18 protein-coding genes are annotated in these 21261 nt (G+C 36.0%); 9 read left to right on the top strand and 9 right to left on the bottom strand.

What is annotated here, in order from left to right; genetic code table 11:
* Window positions 1-264 precede the first annotated feature (264 nt).
* Together MTX13_RS10195 and MTX13_RS10190 are read right to left on the bottom strand one after the other, a co-directional pair.
* Window positions 265-4137, bottom strand: a complete 3873-nt coding sequence (locus MTX13_RS10195) for a T9SS type A sorting domain-containing protein (RefSeq protein ID WP_250434601.1) — start codon at window positions 4135-4137, stop codon at window positions 265-267.
* 259 nt (window positions 4138-4396) lie between these two features.
* A complete protein-coding gene (locus MTX13_RS10190; protein ID WP_250434597.1) occupies window positions 4397-8797 on the bottom strand; it encodes a T9SS type A sorting domain-containing protein in 4401 nt (1466 codons plus the stop codon).
* A 137-nt stretch (window positions 8798-8934) separates the two neighbouring features.
* On the opposite strand from MTX13_RS10190, the gene MTX13_RS10185 reads away from it, so the two are divergent.
* The 3 genes from MTX13_RS10185 to hemL are packed head-to-tail and all read left to right on the top strand — an operon-like array spanning window position 8935 to window position 11948.
* The gene (locus tag MTX13_RS10185; protein ID WP_250434595.1) at window positions 8935-9825 is read left to right on the top strand and encodes a 1-aminocyclopropane-1-carboxylate deaminase/D-cysteine desulfhydrase; all 891 of its coding nucleotides are present in this window, start codon (window positions 8935-8937) and stop codon (window positions 9823-9825) included.
* A 2-nt stretch (window positions 9826-9827) separates the two neighbouring features.
* Window positions 9828-10643: a glucosaminidase domain-containing protein gene (locus MTX13_RS10180; RefSeq protein WP_250434593.1), complete on the top strand. Its 816-nt coding sequence runs from the start codon at window positions 9828-9830 to the stop codon at window positions 10641-10643.
* A gap of 18 nt (window positions 10644-10661) precedes the next feature.
* On the top strand, window positions 10662-11948 hold the full coding sequence (gene hemL / locus MTX13_RS10175) for a glutamate-1-semialdehyde 2,1-aminomutase (RefSeq protein WP_250434587.1): 1287 nt from the start codon (window positions 10662-10664) through the stop codon (window positions 11946-11948).
* Window positions 11949-12015: 67 nt separating this feature from the next.
* On the opposite strand, the gene MTX13_RS10170 is transcribed toward hemL, so the two are convergent.
* Together MTX13_RS10170 and MTX13_RS10165 are read right to left on the bottom strand one after the other, a co-directional pair.
* On the bottom strand, window positions 12016-12477 hold the full coding sequence (locus MTX13_RS10170) for a hypothetical protein (protein WP_250434577.1): 462 nt from the start codon (window positions 12475-12477) through the stop codon (window positions 12016-12018).
* A gap of 91 nt (window positions 12478-12568) precedes the next feature.
* Window positions 12569-14062 (bottom strand): hypothetical protein, encoded by a 1494-nt coding sequence (locus MTX13_RS10165; RefSeq protein WP_250434576.1) that lies wholly within the window; start codon window positions 14060-14062, stop codon window positions 12569-12571.
* A gap of 155 nt (window positions 14063-14217) precedes the next feature.
* On the opposite strand from MTX13_RS10165, the gene MTX13_RS10160 reads away from it, so the two are divergent.
* The 6 genes from MTX13_RS10160 (at window position 14218) to MTX13_RS10135 (ending at window position 17705) form a co-directional block, all read left to right on the top strand.
* Window positions 14218-14376 (top strand): hypothetical protein, encoded by a 159-nt coding sequence (locus tag MTX13_RS10160; protein ID WP_223033711.1) that lies wholly within the window; start codon window positions 14218-14220, stop codon window positions 14374-14376.
* Window positions 14377-14396: 20 nt separating this feature from the next.
* Window positions 14397-14843: a hypothetical protein gene (locus tag MTX13_RS10155; protein ID WP_250434574.1), complete on the top strand. Its 447-nt coding sequence runs from the start codon at window positions 14397-14399 to the stop codon at window positions 14841-14843.
* A gap of 32 nt (window positions 14844-14875) precedes the next feature.
* The gene (locus MTX13_RS10150) at window positions 14876-15358 is read left to right on the top strand and encodes a hypothetical protein (RefSeq protein ID WP_250434572.1); all 483 of its coding nucleotides are present in this window, start codon (window positions 14876-14878) and stop codon (window positions 15356-15358) included.
* Window positions 15359-15488: 130 nt separating this feature from the next.
* Complete coding sequence (locus MTX13_RS10145; RefSeq protein WP_250434571.1) at window positions 15489-16361, top strand: alpha/beta hydrolase; 873 nt, start codon at window positions 15489-15491, stop codon at window positions 16359-16361.
* Entirely contained in the window at window positions 16327-17151 is an 825-nt protein-coding gene (locus MTX13_RS10140; RefSeq protein WP_250434569.1) for an alpha/beta hydrolase, read from the top strand. The genes MTX13_RS10145 and MTX13_RS10140 overlap by 35 nt, the downstream gene beginning before the upstream one ends.
* A gap of 140 nt (window positions 17152-17291) precedes the next feature.
* Window positions 17292-17705: a hypothetical protein gene (locus MTX13_RS10135; protein WP_250434568.1), complete on the top strand. Its 414-nt coding sequence runs from the start codon at window positions 17292-17294 to the stop codon at window positions 17703-17705.
* Window positions 17706-17784: 79 nt separating this feature from the next.
* Here MTX13_RS10135 and MTX13_RS10130 read toward each other — a convergent pair whose 3' ends face one another.
* The 5 genes from MTX13_RS10130 to MTX13_RS10110 form a co-directional block, all read right to left on the bottom strand.
* Window positions 17785-19023: a fibronectin type III domain-containing protein gene (locus tag MTX13_RS10130; RefSeq protein ID WP_250434566.1), complete on the bottom strand. Its 1239-nt coding sequence runs from the start codon at window positions 19021-19023 to the stop codon at window positions 17785-17787.
* Between the two features lie 90 nt (window positions 19024-19113).
* Complete coding sequence (locus MTX13_RS10125; RefSeq protein ID WP_250434564.1) at window positions 19114-19509, bottom strand: hypothetical protein; 396 nt, start codon at window positions 19507-19509, stop codon at window positions 19114-19116.
* A gap of 31 nt (window positions 19510-19540) precedes the next feature.
* Window positions 19541-20092 carry a DinB family protein gene (locus MTX13_RS10120; RefSeq protein WP_250434563.1) on the bottom strand — a complete coding sequence of 184 codons (552 nt, stop codon included), beginning with the start codon at window positions 20090-20092 and terminating at the stop codon, window positions 19541-19543.
* A 28-nt stretch (window positions 20093-20120) separates the two neighbouring features.
* Window positions 20121-20540 carry a DUF3995 domain-containing protein gene (locus MTX13_RS10115; RefSeq protein WP_250434560.1) on the bottom strand — a complete coding sequence of 140 codons (420 nt, stop codon included), beginning with the start codon at window positions 20538-20540 and terminating at the stop codon, window positions 20121-20123.
* 57 nt (window positions 20541-20597) lie between these two features.
* Window positions 20598-21155 carry a DUF1572 family protein gene (locus MTX13_RS10110; RefSeq protein WP_250434558.1) on the bottom strand — a complete coding sequence of 186 codons (558 nt, stop codon included), beginning with the start codon at window positions 21153-21155 and terminating at the stop codon, window positions 20598-20600.
* Between the last annotated feature and the right edge of the window lie 106 nt (window positions 21156-21261).

Genomic DNA, 21261 nt, shown 5'->3' with positions numbered 1-21261 from the left:
TTAACATAAAAATAACATTGTTTATTTAGAATATGAGTTTTGGAAACTATAAATCGATAAGATGTCTTTTATAGCGGTTAAAATGCTGGTCTTTAAAACTTGACAATCAATTGAATGACTTGTTTGGCTGATTTGCATAAATTATTTAAAATCACAAAAAATAGTAATTAATACTAAAATAAAAAGCTGAACAATGCATGCATTGTTCAGCTTTTATCTCAATCAAAATAGCTTTAAACTATTTTGACTAATCAAATCAATAATTTATCTATTCGCTATAATAAGCTTTTTAGTACTTACTCCAGATTCCGTAGCTACACGAACAAAGTAAATGCCATGAGACATACCTTGGGTACTTAAACGGTATCTAGGGTTTTGCACATTAGACAGATTGTTGGTAGATAATATTTTACCGTGGAAATCTGTCATTTGGATGCTAACATCTTGGTTTAAGTAATTACTTAAATCTACTTGTACCTCACCAGTTGTGGATGGGTTTGGATATAGATTCCATGTTGGTGTTGATACAGTAGTTGGTGCTTCCCTACTTTGACAAGAAGATACTTCAATAGTGAAGTCTCCTGTTGTGGAACTTGTAGCTGACCAATGAGCAACGTAAACATAATATGCTTGGCCAGAAGTTGACTGGAAAGTAATGGCTTCAATACCGCCGCCAAAACCACTGTCTGAACAATCTACATTTGTTAAACTACCACAACTTCCAGTAGAAATAACCATTTCATGATCGAAACTACCTAAAGCATCTGCGGTAACAGTAGTAAGTGTTCCATCACCAACAAATGTAAACCAGGCTCCATAAGCACTTGGAGCAGAGTCAAAACCAGAATCGCAACTTCCAATACCAGTTTCTGTATCTGTTCCTGTTGCCCCAATAGTAGTAGCATCTACAGCAACACCACAGTCTAAAGTAATTGCAGTGCTACATGTTTCATTAGCAAGAGGTTCTGGAGCCTCTTCGCATTCTATATTTAAAGTAAAAGGACCAAAATTACCGGTTCCAAATCCAGTAACATAAATATAGTACAGGTTATTTTCTAAAGTTGGAAAAGTAACTTCAGATTGTAAACCATCTCCACCATCGTCATCGCCATCAATACAAACCAGGTTCGCACCGCCATTACCACAATCTCCGGTAAATACAGCTAATTGTGTGTCGTAACTAGTGCCATTAGTGTCAACAGTAATAATATCACCGGTACCTTCCAATACATAGAATTTACCTGCACCTGAATTGGCAGATCCACCACAAGAATCTATATCATTGGCAGCTAATCCAGTTGTATCACCATTAACTGTGCCTGAAGCGCACTCAATAAATTCTGCATTAACACAAGCATCTAAAGGTGGTGGTGGAGGGGTACATGTTAAGCTTAATTCAAATTCTCCTCCATCTGAATAAGTTGAAAATTCAGCAACGTAAATATAATATGTTGTCCCTACTTCTGAAGCAAATTCAACTTCAGACAATAAAGAGCACGAATCGTCGTTTCCTGTTAGACAAGTTAATCCCAGACAATCTCCTGTGTAAACACCTATTATCGTATCAGTTAAATCGCTATCTGTATTTGTGCCACAAAGTGAAGCTGTAATGTTATCACCGGTTCCTTCAAATTGATAGAAAACTCCAGGGAAACTACTAATTTCTGCACCTAAGAAAGTGGTAAAGCAAGTATCTAAATAATCACTAATTACGCCATCAGTTATGGTGTTGCCTATTGCGGTACCATCACAAGCTATCGTTTCAGCACTACACCAAGGCCCTTCTCCTGTTGTAAATACAGAAGACTCACAACCTGTTGCTTGACCGTTGCCATTATAAGGTACTATGGTTACATAATATGTGGTTAAAAAGTTTAACCCAGATAAATCATAAGTCAAGGAGTTTCCTACATCTTCACTGTCTATAATATCTATACCTCCTGGTGTTGTACCAACACTTAAAATGTAGCCATCTACTAAACCAGTTGCAGCACCCCAAGAAATCTCAAGTGCGGTAGCTACATCTGTAGCATCTGGGCCTGGTCTTTTTAAGCGTGAATCACAAACTGGTGCAGTATCACAATCTACCACAACATCACAAGCACCTAAAGTATCACCATGATTTAAATGTGCCTGAACGGCATTAGGCGACACACAAATTTGATCACCGTTATGGCATACGTTTACTTTTACATTGTTTGGATTATCATTACAAACTACATTCTCAAATAAAACGGTAGTAGATGCCGTAGAGGTACAACCTTCAGAATCTGTTAATGTAACGGTATAGGTAGTCTGTTCTGTTGGTGTAACAGTAACAGTTGCGCCTGTTTGGCCGTCACTCCATTCGTAGTCGTATATTCCAGAACCGTATAAACCAACCGCATTCAATTCTACACTTGATGTTGGGCCATAACCTGAAAATACTTTAACACACTCACCTTCTTCAATATAGACATCGCATATGCAATCTACAGAAAGGGTATAAATACCACTATTTGTGCCAAAGCCAGTTACATACACATAATAGGTTTCTCCGGCATTGGAGGCAAAGGTTAATTTAGAATCTACACCATCACCGCCATCATCGTCAGAAGCTACACAGGTTAATGTACCGCAATCTCCAGAGAAAATCGCTAATTTTGTATCATAATCTGAACCTGAAAGGTCTATTTCAATATCGCCTCCAGTTCCAACAACAGAATGCCATAAGCCTGGCGCGGTATCAATTGCTAAACCATCACAATCTGCTAAAGCTTCACTTGTTGCAAAAGTTGTATTTCCTGTAGCTATTTCACCACATTCTAGAGCTATGGCTCCAGTACACACATCGTTTTCCGGTGGTGGAATACAGGTTAAATTCAAAGTAAAAGCACCATTGGCACTACCAAACCCTGTTACATATACATAATAAAGAGTTCCATTAGCTGTTGGGAAAGTAACTTCAGATTGTGTGCTACATGCATCATCATTACCTGCAACACAAACTAAAGAACCACATGCCCCTTCAAAAACACCTATTTTGGTGTCATAAGATGAACCACAAAGGCTTGCTGTCACAAAGTTGCCATCACCTTCAAAAAAGTAAAATCTACCTGGTGCTGAATCTAATGTTGTATCACAAGAGCTTAATGAAGAACTATTATAATCAGCAGTAGAATCATTAACCGTATCACCACATTCCATAAATTCTGCGGTTTCACAGGTTTGACCAGGAAGAGGTTCCTCGCAGGTCACGTTCAGGGTATAAGAGCCACTATTGCTTTGATATCCTGTTACATAAATATAATAGTCAGTACCAGCGCTTACTCCAAATGTTACTTCAGATTGAACTCCGCATTCATCATCATTACCAGTTACACAAGTTAAGCCACTACAATCTCCGGAAAAGACAGCAATTTTGGTGTCGTAAGATGATCCACAAAGACTAGCAGTAACTAAATCGCCATTACCATAGCCTTCTAATTTGTAATATACACCTGGAGCGGTATTAATAGTGGTCCCACAAGAACTCATTGGTGCATTTGGTGCAAAACCACTTGTACTGCCTGGGTCTGATGTCCCACAAGCGATAGTTATAGGATTTTCACACGATTCGCCATCAACAGGCTCAGGTTCTTCAACTTCTGCAAAGGTAAGAGACCATGAGTTTAATGAACCATTAGGAGCGCTAGAGTCATCAAAATCGTCACAGACAACTAGTGTCCAATTTCCAACTCCAAAAGCACTAAGATCGGATAATGGTTCTTCTGGGCTATAAGTTCCAGAAATAGTGCCAGTTACAAAATCTAAACTTGATATTGGAGTTGCTGCATTATCATCAAAAATTACATTGACATAATTATCACCAGAACCTCCATTATCACTTGACAGAATTATTGATGTGGTTCCATCAGGTGCAATAAGGGAGATGTCTAAATCATCATTCCAAGTGTGCGTAATGTCTACTGTTACAGTTGCTAAAACATTTCCAGCATCTACAGCGGGAACGTTAAGAATAAATTCATTTGAAGCGTTGCAATTACCATCATCGGCAACCACTCCGCCAGTACCATTATAGGTCTGGGCAAACATTGTCATTGAGGAAAGACAACATATAAACATTATCCCTCTTAAAAATGTGTCGATTTTTTTCATAAATTAATTAATTAATAGTTAATAATTGAGGTTAATTTTAGAAAAGGGGACACCGAAACGTTAGGAAGTAGGATGTTGTTTACAAGAAGATAGTTGGGTAGTATCTGCCAATATAGATATATTTTATAAAACTGTTAAATATTTTATAAAAAAATCGATAAACTGCATGTTTTTTGCTGAATTAATGACGATTACAATTATAATTTAATGTTTCTAAATCTATTTAACAAAGGTTGTTGCGCAAAAGACCTAACTGCATTTAAGGTTTTAAAATGAGCTTTTGTGTTTTTTGCTTACCGCTTTGTAGTGTAACTTTAATAAGATGCACACCATCACAAGTCGAAAGGTTTTGTAGACTGTAATTTAGCTGATTAACATTATGATGTTTAATTATTACCCGTCCCAATACATCGTAAAGTTCGATGCTATCTATAGGATCATTTTGAGATTCTACTATAATGTATTTTCCATTAGGAGCGGTAATCGTTAGCTGATTGTTCAAAGATTCTTCCTCTATACTTAAAGACACATCCGTATAGCGTAAAATAAAACGGTTGTTAAATTCGCCAGCTTCAGAAGTAAACACATAGGGCAATAGTCTTAAATCATGTATAATACCGTTAAAGGTATCTTCCAAATAAATGGACTGCTCGCTAGCCTCAAAAAGTCCATCCAGTGTATTGATGGCAATAGTGTAAGTTCCACTTTGGGTAATTTCTATCCCCAAAGGTACAGTGTCCGTATCTAAAAACGGTAAGGCTCTACCTTGAATAGACATTTTAGTATTATGGATTAAGGAGTAAAAACGCATATTGGTTTCATTTAACTCTATGCCATCATAAAGTCTATCTGTTTGATTTGTAGCGCCTTCAACATAACCAACTAAAATAGAGGAGGCGTAGTTGTTTTCTGAAATTAAGTCTAACCAAATGCGGTGGCGTTCCAGCTCTGAATCTGTTCTGTAAAATTGGTCGTTTCTATAGGTCTCATTTCGCATGAGGTTATCAAATTTTAGAGTACCCGTTGTTCCAGATGTATTATGATCCATAAGAACAAAAAAGGACTGTCCAGAAGCTATGTATCCAGAAAAACCAGCTGGAGACGATCCTGTTAAATTGTATTTTATATAATCATTGGCATTATAGTTATAACCAAAATCATAATAAAACGGATCGTTGTAAGCATCACTTGGTGCTGTTAAATGACGCCATAAGTAAATAGTGCCCGTAATAGCTGGGTTTGTATCGTCAAAAAGTGCAGCAGCATTAACTAAAATAAACCGTTGTGCAGAAATAGATGATGGGTAAGGGTTGCCAATTAAATTCCAATTATCATCATGTTCGGTTGCCATATTTGATCCATAGCCTGGATAATCAGCTCCAGAGTATGTGCCACGTTGAATGGGTATGTTTATTTGACCATTACTTGGCCTTCCATTAAACTCTGTTGTAAAGCCTAATGTAGGAGGTGTTGGTGTGGTTCCAGATAAACCTCTAACAATATAACCTTTACCCACTTCCATAATTTCATTGGTTTGTTGCCAATTACCATAATTTCCAATACCATTTCCGTTAATTGTCGGAATCCATTTATAGATAAGGTTGGGGTTTGAACCAGGTGAAATATTGGTAACATTAAAGTTTTCTACTGGAGAAGACCAGTAAATATAATCTAAGTTTGAGACCGTGCCTGGAACACGGCGTTGAACGGTTATATTACCGCTATTGTTATTGCTTGTTACATCGGTAATCTGAATTAAATTCACATTGTCTCGAATTAAAAAGGTACCTGAATTGGCTACTTGAATGTCATCTGTAACTGTCAGGGATGTACCTGAAGTTAATTCCAATAAGGCGTTATTGCCAATACTTAAAGTTTTAGCATACGCTGGAGTAGGTGGTATTGGTGCGCCAGGATAAGTTAATACAGCCTGGTTGGCAGAAGGTTCAATATAAACACAGTCATTAGGACTTGGCTTTCCAGATGGTTTCCAGTTGTCTGAATTGTTCCAATCAGAATCAACTTCACCTTTCCAAATCTTGCCAATTATAAACTCGGCTTTTATTCTTGGTAAGGTACTGCCAGGACAGTTCACCCAAAAGGTGTAGATGCCTGGTGTATTGGTGTCAACCATGCCAGAACCACTTACGCCTACAGGATCAAATGAAAACCCAGTACCTATTGGAGAGCCACCAGTTTCATTAGCATACCATTCAACATCCGCTGGAGGTCCAATAACGTCCCATTGATAGGGCCCAACATGTCCCGTGTCCGAAAAGGCAAATTTTGTTGTAATAAGTCGGTATGGAACACCTGCTATTAAATCAGCTCGAATTTGCGGATTTAAAGCTGGACCATCATCATCGTCGCCTGCTATCCATGTGCCAGTAGCACAGGACCCTGGTACAAAGTTTCCGTCATTGACAACTATATAGCCCATAGCATCAAAATAAGGTGATGGAGTGGCCATGTTGAATATATACGCTCCAGTAGTGGTAACAGTAAAATCTATTACAGAATAATTGGATGTATTTACTGGGTCAAAGGCGCAAGGGTCATCACTAGAGATAAAAATAAGTGGCTGTAAGGCTCTCGGATCAGTATTTACAAGTGTTCCAGATAGTGTATTCCCTAAACTGGTTGTTCCAGTACAGGAGAAGGTGGCAAATAAGTCCTCACTGTTTTCTCCAGGACAAGGTATTGATGCGTTTACAGTCAGTTCAAGGGTTGGTGAAGTGGCGCAAATACCAAATGTGCCATTATTGTTATTGCCTCGCTCCCATAAACGAATGTAAATGCGTTCTCCTGGTGTTAATCCAATACTGGTTATCGAGGGCATAGAGCCGTTAGCGCTACTATTATCATCACAATCCAAAAGAGTTAAATTATTGCAGTCCGAACCTCTATATAAAGCCATAGCACCATCAGTCATATCTAAATCTTGTGTGTCTATAGTTATCTCTCCTGTATTATCAACAATAATATAGAACCAAACATCACCACCAGCATAATTACCACAGCCCGGATTAGGAATGCCGGAAGAAGCCGTAGCTCCTGCATTTGTATAGGTCTCGTAATCACATACGGGTAAAACAGGTAATCTTATAGCATTAGCACAGTCATTATTTGCTGGAGGGTCAACTGGTGTACCAACACAAATATTAAAAACAACTTGCGCGGAGTTTGAACCAGACTCATAGCCATAGACTCGTAAGTAGTAGGTCTCCCCAATAACTAGACCATTAATACTAAAAACATTAGGGTTTCTACTTGCAATTCTGGTTAAAGTAGTGCAATTTCCAGAACTGCTATGATACACGCCTACTGCTAAATTCACATTTGTGCCTGAAACTGGAATAATATCTAATAAAGATATTTGATGGGTAGTATTTGTTGCTACAAATGAAAACCAAACATCATTGTCTGGAGTGCCTACTACATCATCTGGTTGTGGTGAAGCTGTGGCATTTGCAGTTGAACCTTGAGTCACTGTATTGCAGGTTAAGGTAGGGTTGACAGTTAATCCTATGGCGTCAGCACACTCATCATTACTGGGGCGTGGAGGAGGCGGGCTTATGCAAATATTAAATAGTCCATTATTTATATTGTCATATGACCAAAACCGAATAAATATAGTGTCACCTGGGGTTAAATCGGTTCTAATTATTGAGGACATTAATCCATTGCTACTGTCATTATCATCGCATTCTATTAGATTAAGTGACCCGCAAGCCCCGGAATAAATAGCCATACCGCTATTGGTGATGTCAATATCTTCAGAGTCAATAGTGAACCCTCCTGACGCAGGAACTGTAAATCTAAACCATACATCAGCATCTCTGTAATTTGCGCACCCAGGATAGGGAACCGTTACCGTGTCAGTGGCATCACTATTAGTGAAGGTTTGATAGTTGCAGCTTGCATTTGGGAAAAGTTCAATGGCATTACAGGGTTCGTCATTAGCAGGAGGTGGGGGCATTTGGGAGATAATAGATATGTCGTCAATGCCCGCTGGTGGGTCAACCCAACCACTATCATCATTAATCCACTCCACAACAAATCTAAAAGATGTACCAGCATAGCTTTCGGGAATTGTTAAGGTTGGGGTGGCATTCCAAGTGCTACTATTGTAAAAATCATCGCCAATTTGAATGTTGTCTACAGATTCTAAAATGGCAACCCCATAAGTTGGGGTGTAAGATGTTGGTAATACCCAAATACGCATAACATCACTTCTTACTTGACCTTGGGCAATCCAAATAAAATCAACAGAAATATCCGTCTCATTAACAGGAACAGTAATATCTCTATATATATGTGTGGCTCTTGCTGGGCTCCCCGAATACTTGTGTGGTGGAATTGAAAAACCAGCATTGTTTGATACATAAGCTGCTCCGCGACCTGAAAATCCAGGATTGGCACCTGAAGCGCTTACCCATTGATTATCAGTGGGCCTACTGCTGTTAGTGACTTCCCAGCCCATATCATTGAAATCATTACTGTTCTCAAATCCGCCATCACCGTTGGGGTCCAATAAAATGGTTTGACTGCTAACAGTTGCACTAAAAAAAACAAAACCAATGAAGAGGCAGATAGCTTTTAAAGTTCTTAAGAAAGAACTTGAAGCTAGGTCATGAGTTTTAAGATTGGTATGTGCCATTTTTTTCATTTAAAAAATGGAAGCAAAGTTTTATATAAAAGTATCTTTGTGAAAATGTGCCCCCAAATCGAATATGAACGGCTTAAAATATTACAAATTTGTATGAAATGTAAGTATCTGTTTTTAAATTCGTTAAAATGATTAAAAATATAGACCAACTCAATATTCAACTCACCTCGAGTTTATTTATAAAACCAGAATATAAGATTGATGCCTTTGTTTCAGGTAATAAGTACCGAAAGTTGAAATATAATGTAATGGATGCTGAAAATCGTGGGTTTTCTACGGTATTAACTTTCGGAGGTGCTTATTCAAACCATATAGCTGCAGTGGCTAAGGCAGGATACGTTAAGGGGTTTAAAACTATTGGTGTAATTCGAGGAGAGGAATTGCAAAACAGTATCCAAAATAACCCAACATTACAGTTTGCGTCTAAAATGGGTATGCGGTTTAAGTTTGTGTCTAGAACGGACTATAGAAATAAAACTACGTCAGATTTTATTAATCAACTAAAACAGGATTTTGGTGATTTTTATCTAATCCCAGAAGGGGGCACCAATGAGCTCGCCGTAAAGGGGTGTGAGGAAATATTAACAGAAGAGGATAAAGCCTTCGATTTTATTTGCTGCCCTGTAGGGACTGGTGGTACTATATCCGGACTAATTAATGCGTCTGGAGTACATCAGAAAATTTTGGGGTTTCCAGCACTAAAAGGTGATTTTTTACAAAAAGATATTCGTAAATTTGCGAATAAATCAAATTGGGAGCTTATCACAGATTACCATTTTGACGGTTATGCTAAAATAAATACAGAACTAATCAGTTTTATTAATGCTTTTAAAAGCCAAAATAATATGCCGCTCGATCCTATTTACACGGGGAAAATGTTATTTGGTGTTTTTGATTTAATGAAAAAAGGTTATTTTTCTAAAGATGCCAAAATTTTAGCTATCCATACAGGCGGGCTACAAGGCATAGATGGCATGAATAAGCTGTTGAAGAAAAAGCAAATGCCCTTAATTAATTGAAGATGAAAAAGATTGTAGTATTTATTTTGTTGTCAAGTTTAGTATGTGGTTGTGGCTCAAAGAAACGAGCCGCTTCAAAATCTAGTAGAAATAAAACGAAAACAGAACGCGTTGTAAGGCATACAGAACCTAAAGTTAATACGCCAAAAGTTGATGTTAAAACCCCTCAACCGGAACCCAAAAAATCCAGTGGTAATATAACTGTTGATTATATTGAGGCCTATTATGCCATTGCCCAAGAAGAAATGCGTCTCTATAAAATTCCTGCCAGTATTACATTGGCTCAAGGTATTTTAGAATCGGCTTCTGGTAAAGGGCGTTTGGCTGTTGAAGCTAATAACCATTTTGGGATTAAGTGCCATGGTTGGATAGGAGCAAAAATTTATCACGATGATGATGCTTCGCAAGAGTGTTTTAGGAAGTATAAGGATGCCAAATATTCATTTAGGGACCATTCCTTGTTTTTAACCGAAAGAAAACGTTACTATAAACTCTTTAATTTGGATATTACAGATTACAAGCGCTGGGCTAAAGAACTCAAGGCGGCTGGTTATGCCACAGATAGAAAATATCCGGATAAACTTATCAGTTTGATTGAACGCTATGAGCTTTATAAATATGATGAGGCTGTAACGGGAAGCAAAAACAATATGGTAGTTGTAGTTTCAAATGAAATGACACATAAAGTTGTAAAAGGCGATACCTTATATTCCTTGTCTAAACGCTACAATACAACAGTAGATGAACTTAAAAGACTAAACAGCTTGTCTTCAAATAATTTGAAGATTGGTGAGGTTTTAGTCGTTAAATCCAATTAAAAAAATCAAAAAGTAAATATGTTATATCAAAGAAGCAGTGCGCTTTTTGCACAAGCTCAAACGGTTATACCTGGAGGTGTTAATTCGCCTGTACGAGCCTTCAACGCAGTTGGTGGCACACCAATTTTTATAGAAAAAGCTGAAGGGGGTTATCTATACGATGTTGATGGTAATACCTATATCGATTATATTAATTCATGGGGTCCCATGATTTTAGGCCATGCCCATAAGCCAGTTGTCGATGCGGTGGTAAGGAAAGCTAAACTGGGTACGTCTTTTGGAACACCAACCGAAATAGAAACTCAAATAGCAGAACTGGCTGTTTCAATGGTGCCTAATATAGATAAAATACGCTTTGTTAATTCGGGAACCGAAGCTTGTATGAGTGCTGTGCGTTTGGCGCGAGGATTTACAGGAAAGGAAAAAATTATAAAGTTTGCTGGTTGCTATCATGGCCATAGCGATAGTTTTTTAATTCAAGCTGGAAGTGGTGCCGTAACGTTTGGGTCGCCCAATAGTCCAGGTGTAACACAAGGAACCGCAAAGGATACCTTATTGGCAACATATAATGATATTGAAAATGTTGAAACCATCATAAAGGCCAATTCAGGTGATATAGCCTGTATTATATTAGAGCCTGTAGCTGGAAATATGGGCTGTATTCCACCAAAACAAGATTTCCTAAAGCAGTTAAGAGCCTTATGTGATGCTCATAATATGCTTTTGATTTTTGATGAGGTCATGACGGGATTTCGACTGGCAAAAGGGGGTGCTCAAGAACTTTATGGAATTAATGCCGATATAGTGTGTTTTGGTAAAGTCATTGGTGGTGGTTTGCCGGTTGGTGCATTTGCAGCACGTAGCGACATTATGAATTACCTAGCACCAATTGGACCTGTTTATCAAGCAGGTACATTAAGTGGGAATCCATTGGCCATGGCTGCAGGTTTGGCTATGCTTCAAGAGCTGAAGAATGATACAGAAATTTATGATAGACTAAATTCTAAAACGGAATACCTTCATAAAGGGTTGTCGAAAGTTTTGAATGAAAATAAGGTTACGCATACCATTAACAGGGTGGGCTCAATGATATCGGTTCATTTTTCAAATGAAAAGGTAATAGATTTTGAAACCGCAGCTAAAGGCAATAATGACACCTTTAAAAAGTTCTTTCATGGTATGCTCAATGAAGGCGTTTACATTGCGCCAAGTGCTTTTGAAACCTGGTTTATTACCGATGCCCTAACTTATGAGGATTTAGATAAAACCATCGAGGCCTGTAATACGGTGAGTAAAAGTTTATAAAATAAAACGGGCAGCATAATATAGATGACTGCCCGTTTTAAACTAACCAACTTAACTAACTCAAAAATTATTTTTTATGCATCATCTGCTTTTTTTGATGACGCCCTTTTTTCATTTTTTCTTTTGCCATAGCTTCCCACTTTTCGTATTGCTCCTTATTTAAAATGTCTTTCATTTGCTTTTTCATGGCAATTTGCCGATCGAGCATGTCATTCTTAATTTTTAACTTATCCTCTTTGGTGAGCTCCATTTTTTCTTTATCCTCCATAGCTTTCTGACGTTTTTCCATCATAGCTTTTCTGGATTTGGCATTTTCAACATTTATGACCATTATTTGTTTTTGCTGGGCTTCCGATAAATCTAACTGTAAAGTCATTTGCTTGGTTTGAATTTCAGCAATTTCCTCTGGCGTATATTGACTCATGCGTTCTGCACGTTCCTTTTTGTCCATTTTCTGGCGATCTTTTCTTTCTTGTGCAGTAGCTTGAAGGGTGATTAGGGCTAGTGCAATTAAAACTAGTTTTTTCATAATGTATTTATGTATTTTGTTTGTTGCTTGGACTCGGTTGATTTTAAAAGGTTTAACGCTCAATTTAATTTTAACTAGAGATTAACATTTGCTATTGATTAATTAGCTCAATGGTAGTTTTGTACAAGTCGCTATTTTCCATTTTACTTTTTAGCCAAGCAAAAAAGCTCATAACAAAAATATCCTCGCGTTCTGCTGCAATCCATTTAAAGGATGCTTCAACAGTATTGTGAAAGTTTTTAGAGGTTACCTTTTCGGGGTTTTTGTAATAATACTCAACCAGGTTTAAAAAGGTGATGGCGCGATGTTGGTTAATTTGTTTTAAATAAGGATAGTGCTGGCGTTTAAAGCTTAATATTCGTGAATCCACCAAATCTATATTTTGGAGCTCAATATGTAAGATTATTTCGGCAAGGTTCTTTTTTAGTACCCATTCTATTCCTGCTTTTTCTGTATAATAGTTATTGGTGTGATAAAATTTTGAAAAGACCGTATGTGCTTTTTTGAATTCATTTTTTTGGATATAAAACATAATGAGGCTTAAGTGAATATCCAGCAGTGATTCAATGTCTACATGCTTTACTTTGGTGAAAGGGATTAATTGCTGTATAGCTTTGTCTTGTTGATTGGAGTAGTTGTAATTTAAGGCTAAAAGCAGATTGTATTTTAATTTAAAGGTACTGTAGTGTTTCTTTTTGTTCGAAAGCATTTGGGTGAGCATCTGGTCTAGATAGTGTATTGACAGTTCAAATTTTTTGTTTCTAAATAAGGTGTTTGCTATCATGTATAGCACTTCAATATGGTAAAATAATTGTTTGCTTTGTATTTTTTGACTGGTAATGCTGTTGTAGGTTTTTATTAGAAAAGACTCAATTTTAAAATAGTCATTGGTTACAAATGCCGAAATGCTAACAATACTCATGAGTTGGTAAAGCGATTTAAAAGAGAGGGAGTCGCTTAATTTAATATTATGCTCTTTTAAGGTGTTGTTTAATAGGGTTTGAAAGTCCAGTATTTCGCCTTTGTAAGTTATTTTGTTTAAGGTTTGCCTAATCCTGGCGTAAACCATGTTGAGCTCTTCTTCTATGTACTGGTTTTTCTGATTTTCCTTAAAAGTCTTTATTAGTGTTTCTAAATTAATTGATGGGTTAGTATAAGCGTATTGTATTTTGGTGTGATATATTTCATTTAGTATGTTGTAGAGGTGTTGCTCTTTAGCTAATGCCTCGGCTTTATTCAGAACTTTGTAAGCTGTTTTGGGTTTATTGTGAAGTAAGAACGTTCGCGAAGCCAAAATGTATTTAATAATCTGCATCTCAACAGTATTTTCCTCTTCTAAATTCTTGTTTGCAATAAAGTCTATTAGAGATTGAAAAAGACGCTTTCGGAGGGCGTGATAAGCATTGCATTTGTCGGTTTTGTAAAGTTTTAGGCAGATGTCTTTTGAGGACAATTCTTTACGGCATAAAAGCTTAAACAACTGTATGTTTTTGGCATCGCTACGCTTGTTCTTTTTTTCTAGATACAATACAAATTGCTGTCTTTCTTCAAAAGATAATGTGGAAATAATTGCTTTTATATTCATAAATATATCGTCATTATAAATGTTATAATATTCATTAAAATTAATATAAAATATATAAAATAGAAAAAATATATCGTCATTAATTGTGGTTATTTGTTTTTCATCTTTTTATAATCGTTGGCAATTTTGTGATATAATCATCAAAGCAAACTATTATGAAACGAGTTATTAAAACCACATTGCTTATTCTATTTTGTTTTGTGTTGATCACTCAACTCGAAACCATTTATAGCCATTTAGTAAAAGCCTATGGCAATAGTATAGACTATTTGGCCAATAACACAATGGACAGTAACCTTATTCTTGGTTATTAATGCTGCTTAAAAAGTTAAATATGGCTTTTATAATTACAACGGCAGTTTCTGTTGTTGTTTTTGTATATCTGGTTTTTATAGGTTACGATGAGATAAAAACGTTTAAGGATGTTATTAAAATTATGGCATCCATTTTATTTCCAATTCCCCTATTGTTTTTTGTGCGATTTATAGTAATCGAGCATTTTATGCCCCAAAATACAGATGCCTATAAAGCCGAAAACCAAAAGCCAGCAACATTTCTATTAATTATAACTGTAGTAGTTGGTGTTATTATTATGCAGTTTTTAGAATGGACTACCGGAAATCAGTTAGAGGATAATTTGATTTTCGCCCATCTTATCAATTCAACCGCGATTAGTGGTTATGTACTCAATTTTATTTTATATAACAATTTAAAGGCAAATGGAATTTTGAGTGGTGTATTGTTGGCCCTTGCCATACACGTCTTCTTTTTGTCAATTTAAAAACAAAGTTTAATCATCAAAAATTAATAATTATGAAATCAATGTTTAGTCATACAACAGTTAGAAGTAATTCAGGAAAACGTGAATTACTGTTTACATTCCAATCCATTATCGTAACAGGGTTATTAGCCTTTACGGCTATCGCTTTTTTTGCCTATAACGATCTGTCTATAGTAAAAGGAATTAAAATCATTTTTGCACCCTTTTTATCTGTGGTTCCATTGCTTTTTGTGCTCTCTATTTTAAGGGATTTAAGAAAAGGGTTTGTTGAAGGTAACTATAGTAAACACGAGATCATTAAGTTCAGTATTATTACATTGGTCATTACAGCCGCTTTTACTGGAATAACGTTTTTGCTTTCAAAAATTGATGCTTTAGAAATTTTGTTGGCCGCTATTATGGCTATTCTATGTGCTATTTTCTTTTTAAAAAGCAAGATTAAAGATATTCTGGGTATGAGTATAGTTACGGGTATTGCAGAAGGTATCATCGTATACATGATTTTCTTGTTTTGATGATTGGTTAATTAACCCAAAACCTCGTAATGGTAACATTACGAGGTTTTAAATGGAAAGCCTTCAAAAAATCATAATCCATTTGAACTCAACCTTTTTTTATATCTTGTAAAGATATATTTCCTTTAAAATGGCATATTGGTGGTCTGTTATAATAATAGTAGTTATAGCTTATATAGCTATAAGTGTGGCTTTGTATTTTTTACAGGACTATATGCTTTTTAAGCCCGAAAAATTACCCAAGGATTTTCAGTTTTACTACGAAAACCAGGATACCGAGGAGTTTAATATGGAGACTCGAGATGGTGCACAACTTAACGGAGTATTATTTAAAACCAAGCAAAATCCGCGAGGCGTTGTTCTATACCTAAAAGGAAATTCCAAAAGTATAAAGGGTTGGGGCAAGTTTGCCGTAGACTTTACTAGGCATGGCTTTAATGTGTTTATGGTAGATTACCGAGGTTTTGGAAAGAGTACAGGAAGACGATCCCAAAAAGCTATTAAACGCGATTTGCAAGTTATTTATAATAAATTAAAAGAGCTGGTGCCAGAAAAGTATATTATCCTTTATGGTCGCTCATTAGGATCGGGTTTTGCAACCAAATTGGCGTCCATGAACCATCCCCGAATGCTTATTCTCGATGCGCCCTATTATAGCTTGAACAAGGTAACAGCACGATATGCACCGTTTATGCCACTGTCGTTGTTAATGAAATATCCTTTGCCAACTTACAAGTGGTTAAAATATGTGCAATGCCCAATTCATATTATTCATGGCACAAACGATAAGTTAATTCCATACAAAACAGGCGTTAGGTTGTCAAAAATTAACCCTACCCTAACCAAGCTTCATACGGTTATAGGTGGCGGACACAAAAACCTAAATAATTTTGAGTCCTACCATTTTATGTTGGACGATATTCTCAATTCCAAACCCAAAGAAATAGATTTAGAAACGACCAGTATTCATGTCATCCATACCTCGAAAAAAGCAAGGCACTAGCCTTAAAAAAATCCTATTGTTATTGTTAGGATTGTATCTTGTAATGGGTTTTGCCCTATATCTGTTTCAAGAACGATTGATTTTCTTGCCAACAGTTTTAAACCAAGATTATCAGTATCGGTTCCATCATGATTTTGAAGAAGTGTTTTTAAATACTGGTAACGATGCGGTTATTAATGGTATACATTTTAAAGTAGAACAGCCACAGGGAGTTATTTTGTATTTTCATGGTAATGCGGGGAATTTAAGTCGATGGGGAAATATCGCACAATATTTTACAGATTATAACTACGATGTTTTTGTTATGGATTATAGAACGTATGGAAAGAGTACAGGGACTTTAAACGAAGAGGCGCTTTATCAGGATGCACAGTTTTGTTATAATTATTTAAAAAAACAGTATGGAGAATCTGATATCGTTCTGTATGGTAGGTCTTTAGGAACAGGTATTGCAACTTACATGGCTTCAAAAAATAATCCTAAAAGACTAATTTTGGAAACACCTTATTACAGTTTGGCAGATGTGGCCAAAAAGCGCTTTCCAATTTTTCCGGTAAAACCATTACTATCGTACACCTTTCCATCCTATAGTTTTATAAGTGGTTTAAAGTGCCCAGTTTTAATTGTCCATGGTACAGAAGATCGGGTGGTACCCATGTCTTCTGCAGAAAAACTCTATAAGGCCTCAAATGTTAAGAATACTATTTTTATTAAAGTCAAAGGTGCCAGTCACCATAATTTAATTGACTTCCCAGAATACCACCAAGCCATTAAAAGTTTTTTGCATTAGATATTAAAATTCTTAACGTTTGGGCATATTACTCTTAAATAAAATATAAAGTATTGATTTTTAATGTTAAAGATTTCAAAAGAAGTGTAACTATATGCTAAAAAATGAGTCACTTCAATAAACAATTAAATCTTTACCAAATGAAACTAGTAACTTTAGTAAGCAGTATGATACTTGCAGCAAGTATGACTGTGTCGGACAACGTAATTGAAGAACCAGATGATAGAACATCAGGTAATTTATTGACTGTAACAGCTGAAGAAGAGGCTCGCCTTGAAAGCCTTTTATTTCACAATCCAGATGTTAAACCAATAGCCATTGATGCTATTAAGGTAATGGAGTTAGAAGAAGAGTTGACGTTTAATTTTAACACTCAAGATTATTTACCGGAAAATTTTAATCCGCTTAAAGGAAAGCATGATTTAGATTGGAGTAAAATTGAGCTTATAGAATTGGATGAAGATTTAACTTTTAATTTTAATGTTAAAGACTATTTGCCTAAACATTTTAACCCTTATGCATGCGTTAAAACTAAAACGGTATGCAGTAAATAATTTGTTATTATGACTATTGAAAATTAAAAAGCCAGTGACTAAAAAAAATCACTGGCTTTGGTGTTTAAAATAGTATCGTTTAAAGAGAGTTTAAATATTCATAAATTAAAGCATAGCCTTCATTATGTACCATAGTTGTTCCTATAAGTGGCATGCTAAACCCTTCATTATAATTTCGCATGCGGTTATCAATACTAGAACTTCTTTCTTGAATATAAGATTCTGCAAAAGGTGTTTCGTAAGTTAAACGTAATTGCGATTGGAATTCACAAAAGCCACCATCTTGATGACAGTGTGCGCAATTAATATCAAAATACGCACGAGCGCGTTCTTCCAAAGTGTAATTTACATCATCAGACCAGTCTGGCAAGGTAGCTACAGTGGAAGGATCTGTTAGGTTTCCTAAATGCCCAGCATTAATAAAATCTTGTAGTTGGTTATTAAAATTCATGGTGCGTAATTTTGGACCAATAGGTGTTTCTTCACCGGCGTTACTATGGCAATCAAAACACTGTTGCGCACTAGGAATTACATAATCTACTTGTTGTGTTGTGCCATTGGCATCAATATAATCTACTAAAACGTGGCTTGAGGTATCGTCTAAAACCGCATCGGTTTGGTCGTTGTTCCATTTGTAATTACCCAATTGCCAATTTCCTTCAATTTTAATTAATACTCGCGTTTCAATAATATATTTACCTTGAGAGGCATCACGCTCGTCATTTAAATAATAGAACGACTTGGTAATAACGGTATTATCTGGAAAATCAGGAAAACCATCATCTACATAATCCATAGTGGTTCCTGGAGGTAAGGCTATTAAACGCTGTTTATGGGCATAGTCGGTAAAAAGAGGTGTGTTTAAATCGTATTCAAATACATAAGGACTAGGATTTAAATCGTTCATATTACCTTGATAAATATACATGTCAGATAAGTTGGTCGTAAATTGTGGCACTACAAGCGGTGCTGCAGTTGTAAAACGTTCAACATCTGTATACATGCTGGTATTGGTTGCAGAGCAGTTGGTTCTTACATAAACATCGTAAGTTGTGTTGGCATCTAAACCCGATAAATCAGCTGAATTATTACTAACATCAGCAGATGTTCCAGTTCCTAATGTAAATCCAGAAACGCCATATTCAATAGTGTAAGACGAGGCATTGTTGTTATCCCAATCTATAGTGGCACTATTAAAGGTAATGTTATTTGCCAATACGTTTTGAGGTTTGCCACATTGCGCTACAATAACATCGTCATCGTTCGAACAAGAAAACACAAATAGCGCAGCTAAAGCGATAAAAAATAGATTTTTCATTTGAGATTTGATTAAGCTGCCGTGAAAATAAGAATTTTTTTAAAAATTAGATAAATAAACGGGTAAAAAACTGATTAACAAGAGGTATTGCTAAAATTCAAGAATGGCATTTCCGTTTTCACAGGAAATACCAATGGGCTGTGGTTGTACAGAACAGTCACTTATTAATCCCCATCTTTGGTTAAAGGCTTCTTGCTCCAGTTTATGTGCTTCAACTTTATCTAAAAAAAGTTGTGTATCTATGCTTAGAGGGTAAGCAATATAACCAATAGGACCACCACAAGGCTTGCTTCCAAAACTGGTAAACGACCAATCAGAAGGGTCTTCACATCGCAAGCTAGTAGCCATGCTTTCAATTTCAGAAAACATAGCGTTTAAAATTTGAGCCTCCTCTTCTTGGGTTGGTGTATTATTATCATCATCTCCGCTACAGGAAAAACAAATGACTAGTAATAGAAGTGTTAATTTAAAAGGGAATGGTTTCATGGTTCATTTTTTAAGGTGTTGGCAACTTAAACTATTGGTATAGTACATATCTTGGTGGCTTTAGCCCATTTAGTCGCATATAAACAAGCATTTGTGCTCTATGGTGCGTTATATGGTCTGCTAGTAATAATAAAATCTGTCTTTTGGTTCTGTCCAGTCCAAAATAATCCAATCGTTCTTTAAGTTTATTGGTGTCGAAATTAGAAATGAATGCTATGGTGTTATCAAATGTTTTGGCAATTGTGGCAATCATTTCGGTTTTAGATTTGTTGTCAACCTTAAGCTCGGTATCAGTATTCCAATCTCTGGCTTTGCGTCCACCCATAAGGGATTGGCTATGCCAGTCCATAGCCCAGCCAATATGCATAAGGTGTTCTGCAAAGCTCATGGATTCTGGAGTGGCTTTAAAGGTATACTTATCCTCTGGCATGGTTTCGGCTACAAGAATTAAATACGTTTTCGAGTTTTCCAATCGCTCCAAATACTCTTTAGTAAAGTCGTTTTCTTGTGCTAAAAGTGGCGCTGTAAATAAAGTAAATAGCGTTATAAAAATTAGGGTTGTTTGGTGCTTAATTGTATTCATGTTCGTTAATATTGTAATGGTTTATTTTTTATAGTGTGAGTTGAATTATAGTGCCAAATAGGGCTATTATCAAGCACAAAGGCGAGAATAGTTTAGTGTCCCATTTGCCGAATTCTGTTTCTTTTATTTGCTTAAAAAAACCAACATATTTAAAATCGCCAATGGCGCGTAGCAAGAATATAATTGGAATTATCCAACTGCCATAAGTCATTATCCATAAAGGGAGGTTAATGTTTATAAGTCCAGACTTAATGAGATAAAAAAAACCAAAAGCTGTTAACCCAATACCAACTACTGCACTATCCTTCTTTTTCGGATTTAACAATTTCTCTCCATTTAATTTTGTGGGTAAAGATTCTGAAAACCCAAATTTGCCACCAATTACCCAATTAAAATGAATAAGCCCGAGTCCAATTAATATAACGCTTAATAAAACAGATAGAATCATAACATTAAAAATAAGTACAAATCTTTATAATAATCATTATTAAAAGTAGCGGTTTAGCTATTTTAAATCATCAGAAAAATGGCCTTTATGTTTCCCTTTTAAAAACTTCTTATTGTTAAATTCAGTTGATTTTCCCTTCGGTATTGTCAAGCTATTCCATTCTTGGTCTTTAATCATTCTGCCTATATATACAATTTGTCCAATATGGTAAGCGTAGTGTGCTAGCTGTCTGTTTATTGCTTCAATTATGGAGTGTTCTTGATTTCTAATATAAACTTTAGTCGCGAAGTTTTCTGTATTAATGGTATCTAGCGCATCAAACAAGCATGTCCAGCCGTCATTCCATTTCTCAACGAGTTCTGCTTTGGTTTTTATAACCGGTTCAAACTCCATATCTCTATTGCGCCATTCCTTTTCGCCATCTGAAGTCAAAAAATCTGTCCATCGCGATTTCATATTTCCCCATAGATGATTCACGATTATAGCAATGGAATTGGATGCTTCGTTATACTGCCAAAAAAAGTCCTTTTCATTAAGTTGGTCAAAAGTTTTCTCTCCAACAGATTTATAATATTCAAATTGTTTTGTAATACTTTTTAAATACTCGTCTTTCATTTTTTATAATGGGCTAACGGTCTCGGCTATGGGTAGTTGCGTGTGTTAGCACTTAACTTAGCAAGTACACACCAAACTGAAAATCCGCGAGGATTTTCAGAAGTAG

The organism is Hanstruepera flava, assembly GCF_023634025.1.
GTDB lineage: Bacteria > Bacteroidota > Bacteroidia > Flavobacteriales > Flavobacteriaceae > Hanstruepera > Hanstruepera flava.
Note: the sequence above shows the minus strand (reverse complement) of the source record. Positions and strands in the feature narration are given on the sequence as shown.

Coding starts and splice junctions, on each gene's coding strand:
- MTX13_RS10195 (WP_250434601.1), bottom strand. CDS start 4,137: ATGAAAAAAATCGACACATTTTTAAGAGGGATAATGTTTATATGTTGT.
- MTX13_RS10190 (WP_250434597.1), bottom strand. CDS start 8,797: ATGGCACATACCAATCTTAAAACTCATGACCTAGCTTCAAGTTCTTTC.
- MTX13_RS10185 (WP_250434595.1), top strand. CDS start 8,935: ATGATTAAAAATATAGACCAACTCAATATTCAACTCACCTCGAGTTTA.
- MTX13_RS10180 (WP_250434593.1), top strand. CDS start 9,828: ATGAAAAAGATTGTAGTATTTATTTTGTTGTCAAGTTTAGTATGTGGT.
- hemL (WP_250434587.1), top strand. CDS start 10,662: ATGTTATATCAAAGAAGCAGTGCGCTTTTTGCACAAGCTCAAACGGTT.
- MTX13_RS10170 (WP_250434577.1), bottom strand. CDS start 12,477: ATGAAAAAACTAGTTTTAATTGCACTAGCCCTAATCACCCTTCAAGCT.
- MTX13_RS10165 (WP_250434576.1), bottom strand. CDS start 14,062: ATGAATATAAAAGCAATTATTTCCACATTATCTTTTGAAGAAAGACAG.
- MTX13_RS10160 (WP_223033711.1), top strand. CDS start 14,218: ATGAAACGAGTTATTAAAACCACATTGCTTATTCTATTTTGTTTTGTG.
- MTX13_RS10155 (WP_250434574.1), top strand. CDS start 14,397: ATGGCTTTTATAATTACAACGGCAGTTTCTGTTGTTGTTTTTGTATAT.
- MTX13_RS10150 (WP_250434572.1), top strand. CDS start 14,876: ATGAAATCAATGTTTAGTCATACAACAGTTAGAAGTAATTCAGGAAAA.
- MTX13_RS10145 (WP_250434571.1), top strand. CDS start 15,489: ATGGCATATTGGTGGTCTGTTATAATAATAGTAGTTATAGCTTATATA.
- MTX13_RS10140 (WP_250434569.1), top strand. CDS start 16,327: ATGTCATCCATACCTCGAAAAAAGCAAGGCACTAGCCTTAAAAAAATC.
- MTX13_RS10135 (WP_250434568.1), top strand. CDS start 17,292: ATGAAACTAGTAACTTTAGTAAGCAGTATGATACTTGCAGCAAGTATG.
- MTX13_RS10130 (WP_250434566.1), bottom strand. CDS start 19,023: ATGAAAAATCTATTTTTTATCGCTTTAGCTGCGCTATTTGTGTTTTCT.
- MTX13_RS10125 (WP_250434564.1), bottom strand. CDS start 19,509: ATGAAACCATTCCCTTTTAAATTAACACTTCTATTACTAGTCATTTGT.
- MTX13_RS10120 (WP_250434563.1), bottom strand. CDS start 20,092: ATGAATACAATTAAGCACCAAACAACCCTAATTTTTATAACGCTATTT.
- MTX13_RS10115 (WP_250434560.1), bottom strand. CDS start 20,540: ATGATTCTATCTGTTTTATTAAGCGTTATATTAATTGGACTCGGGCTT.
- MTX13_RS10110 (WP_250434558.1), bottom strand. CDS start 21,155: ATGAAAGACGAGTATTTAAAAAGTATTACAAAACAATTTGAATATTAT.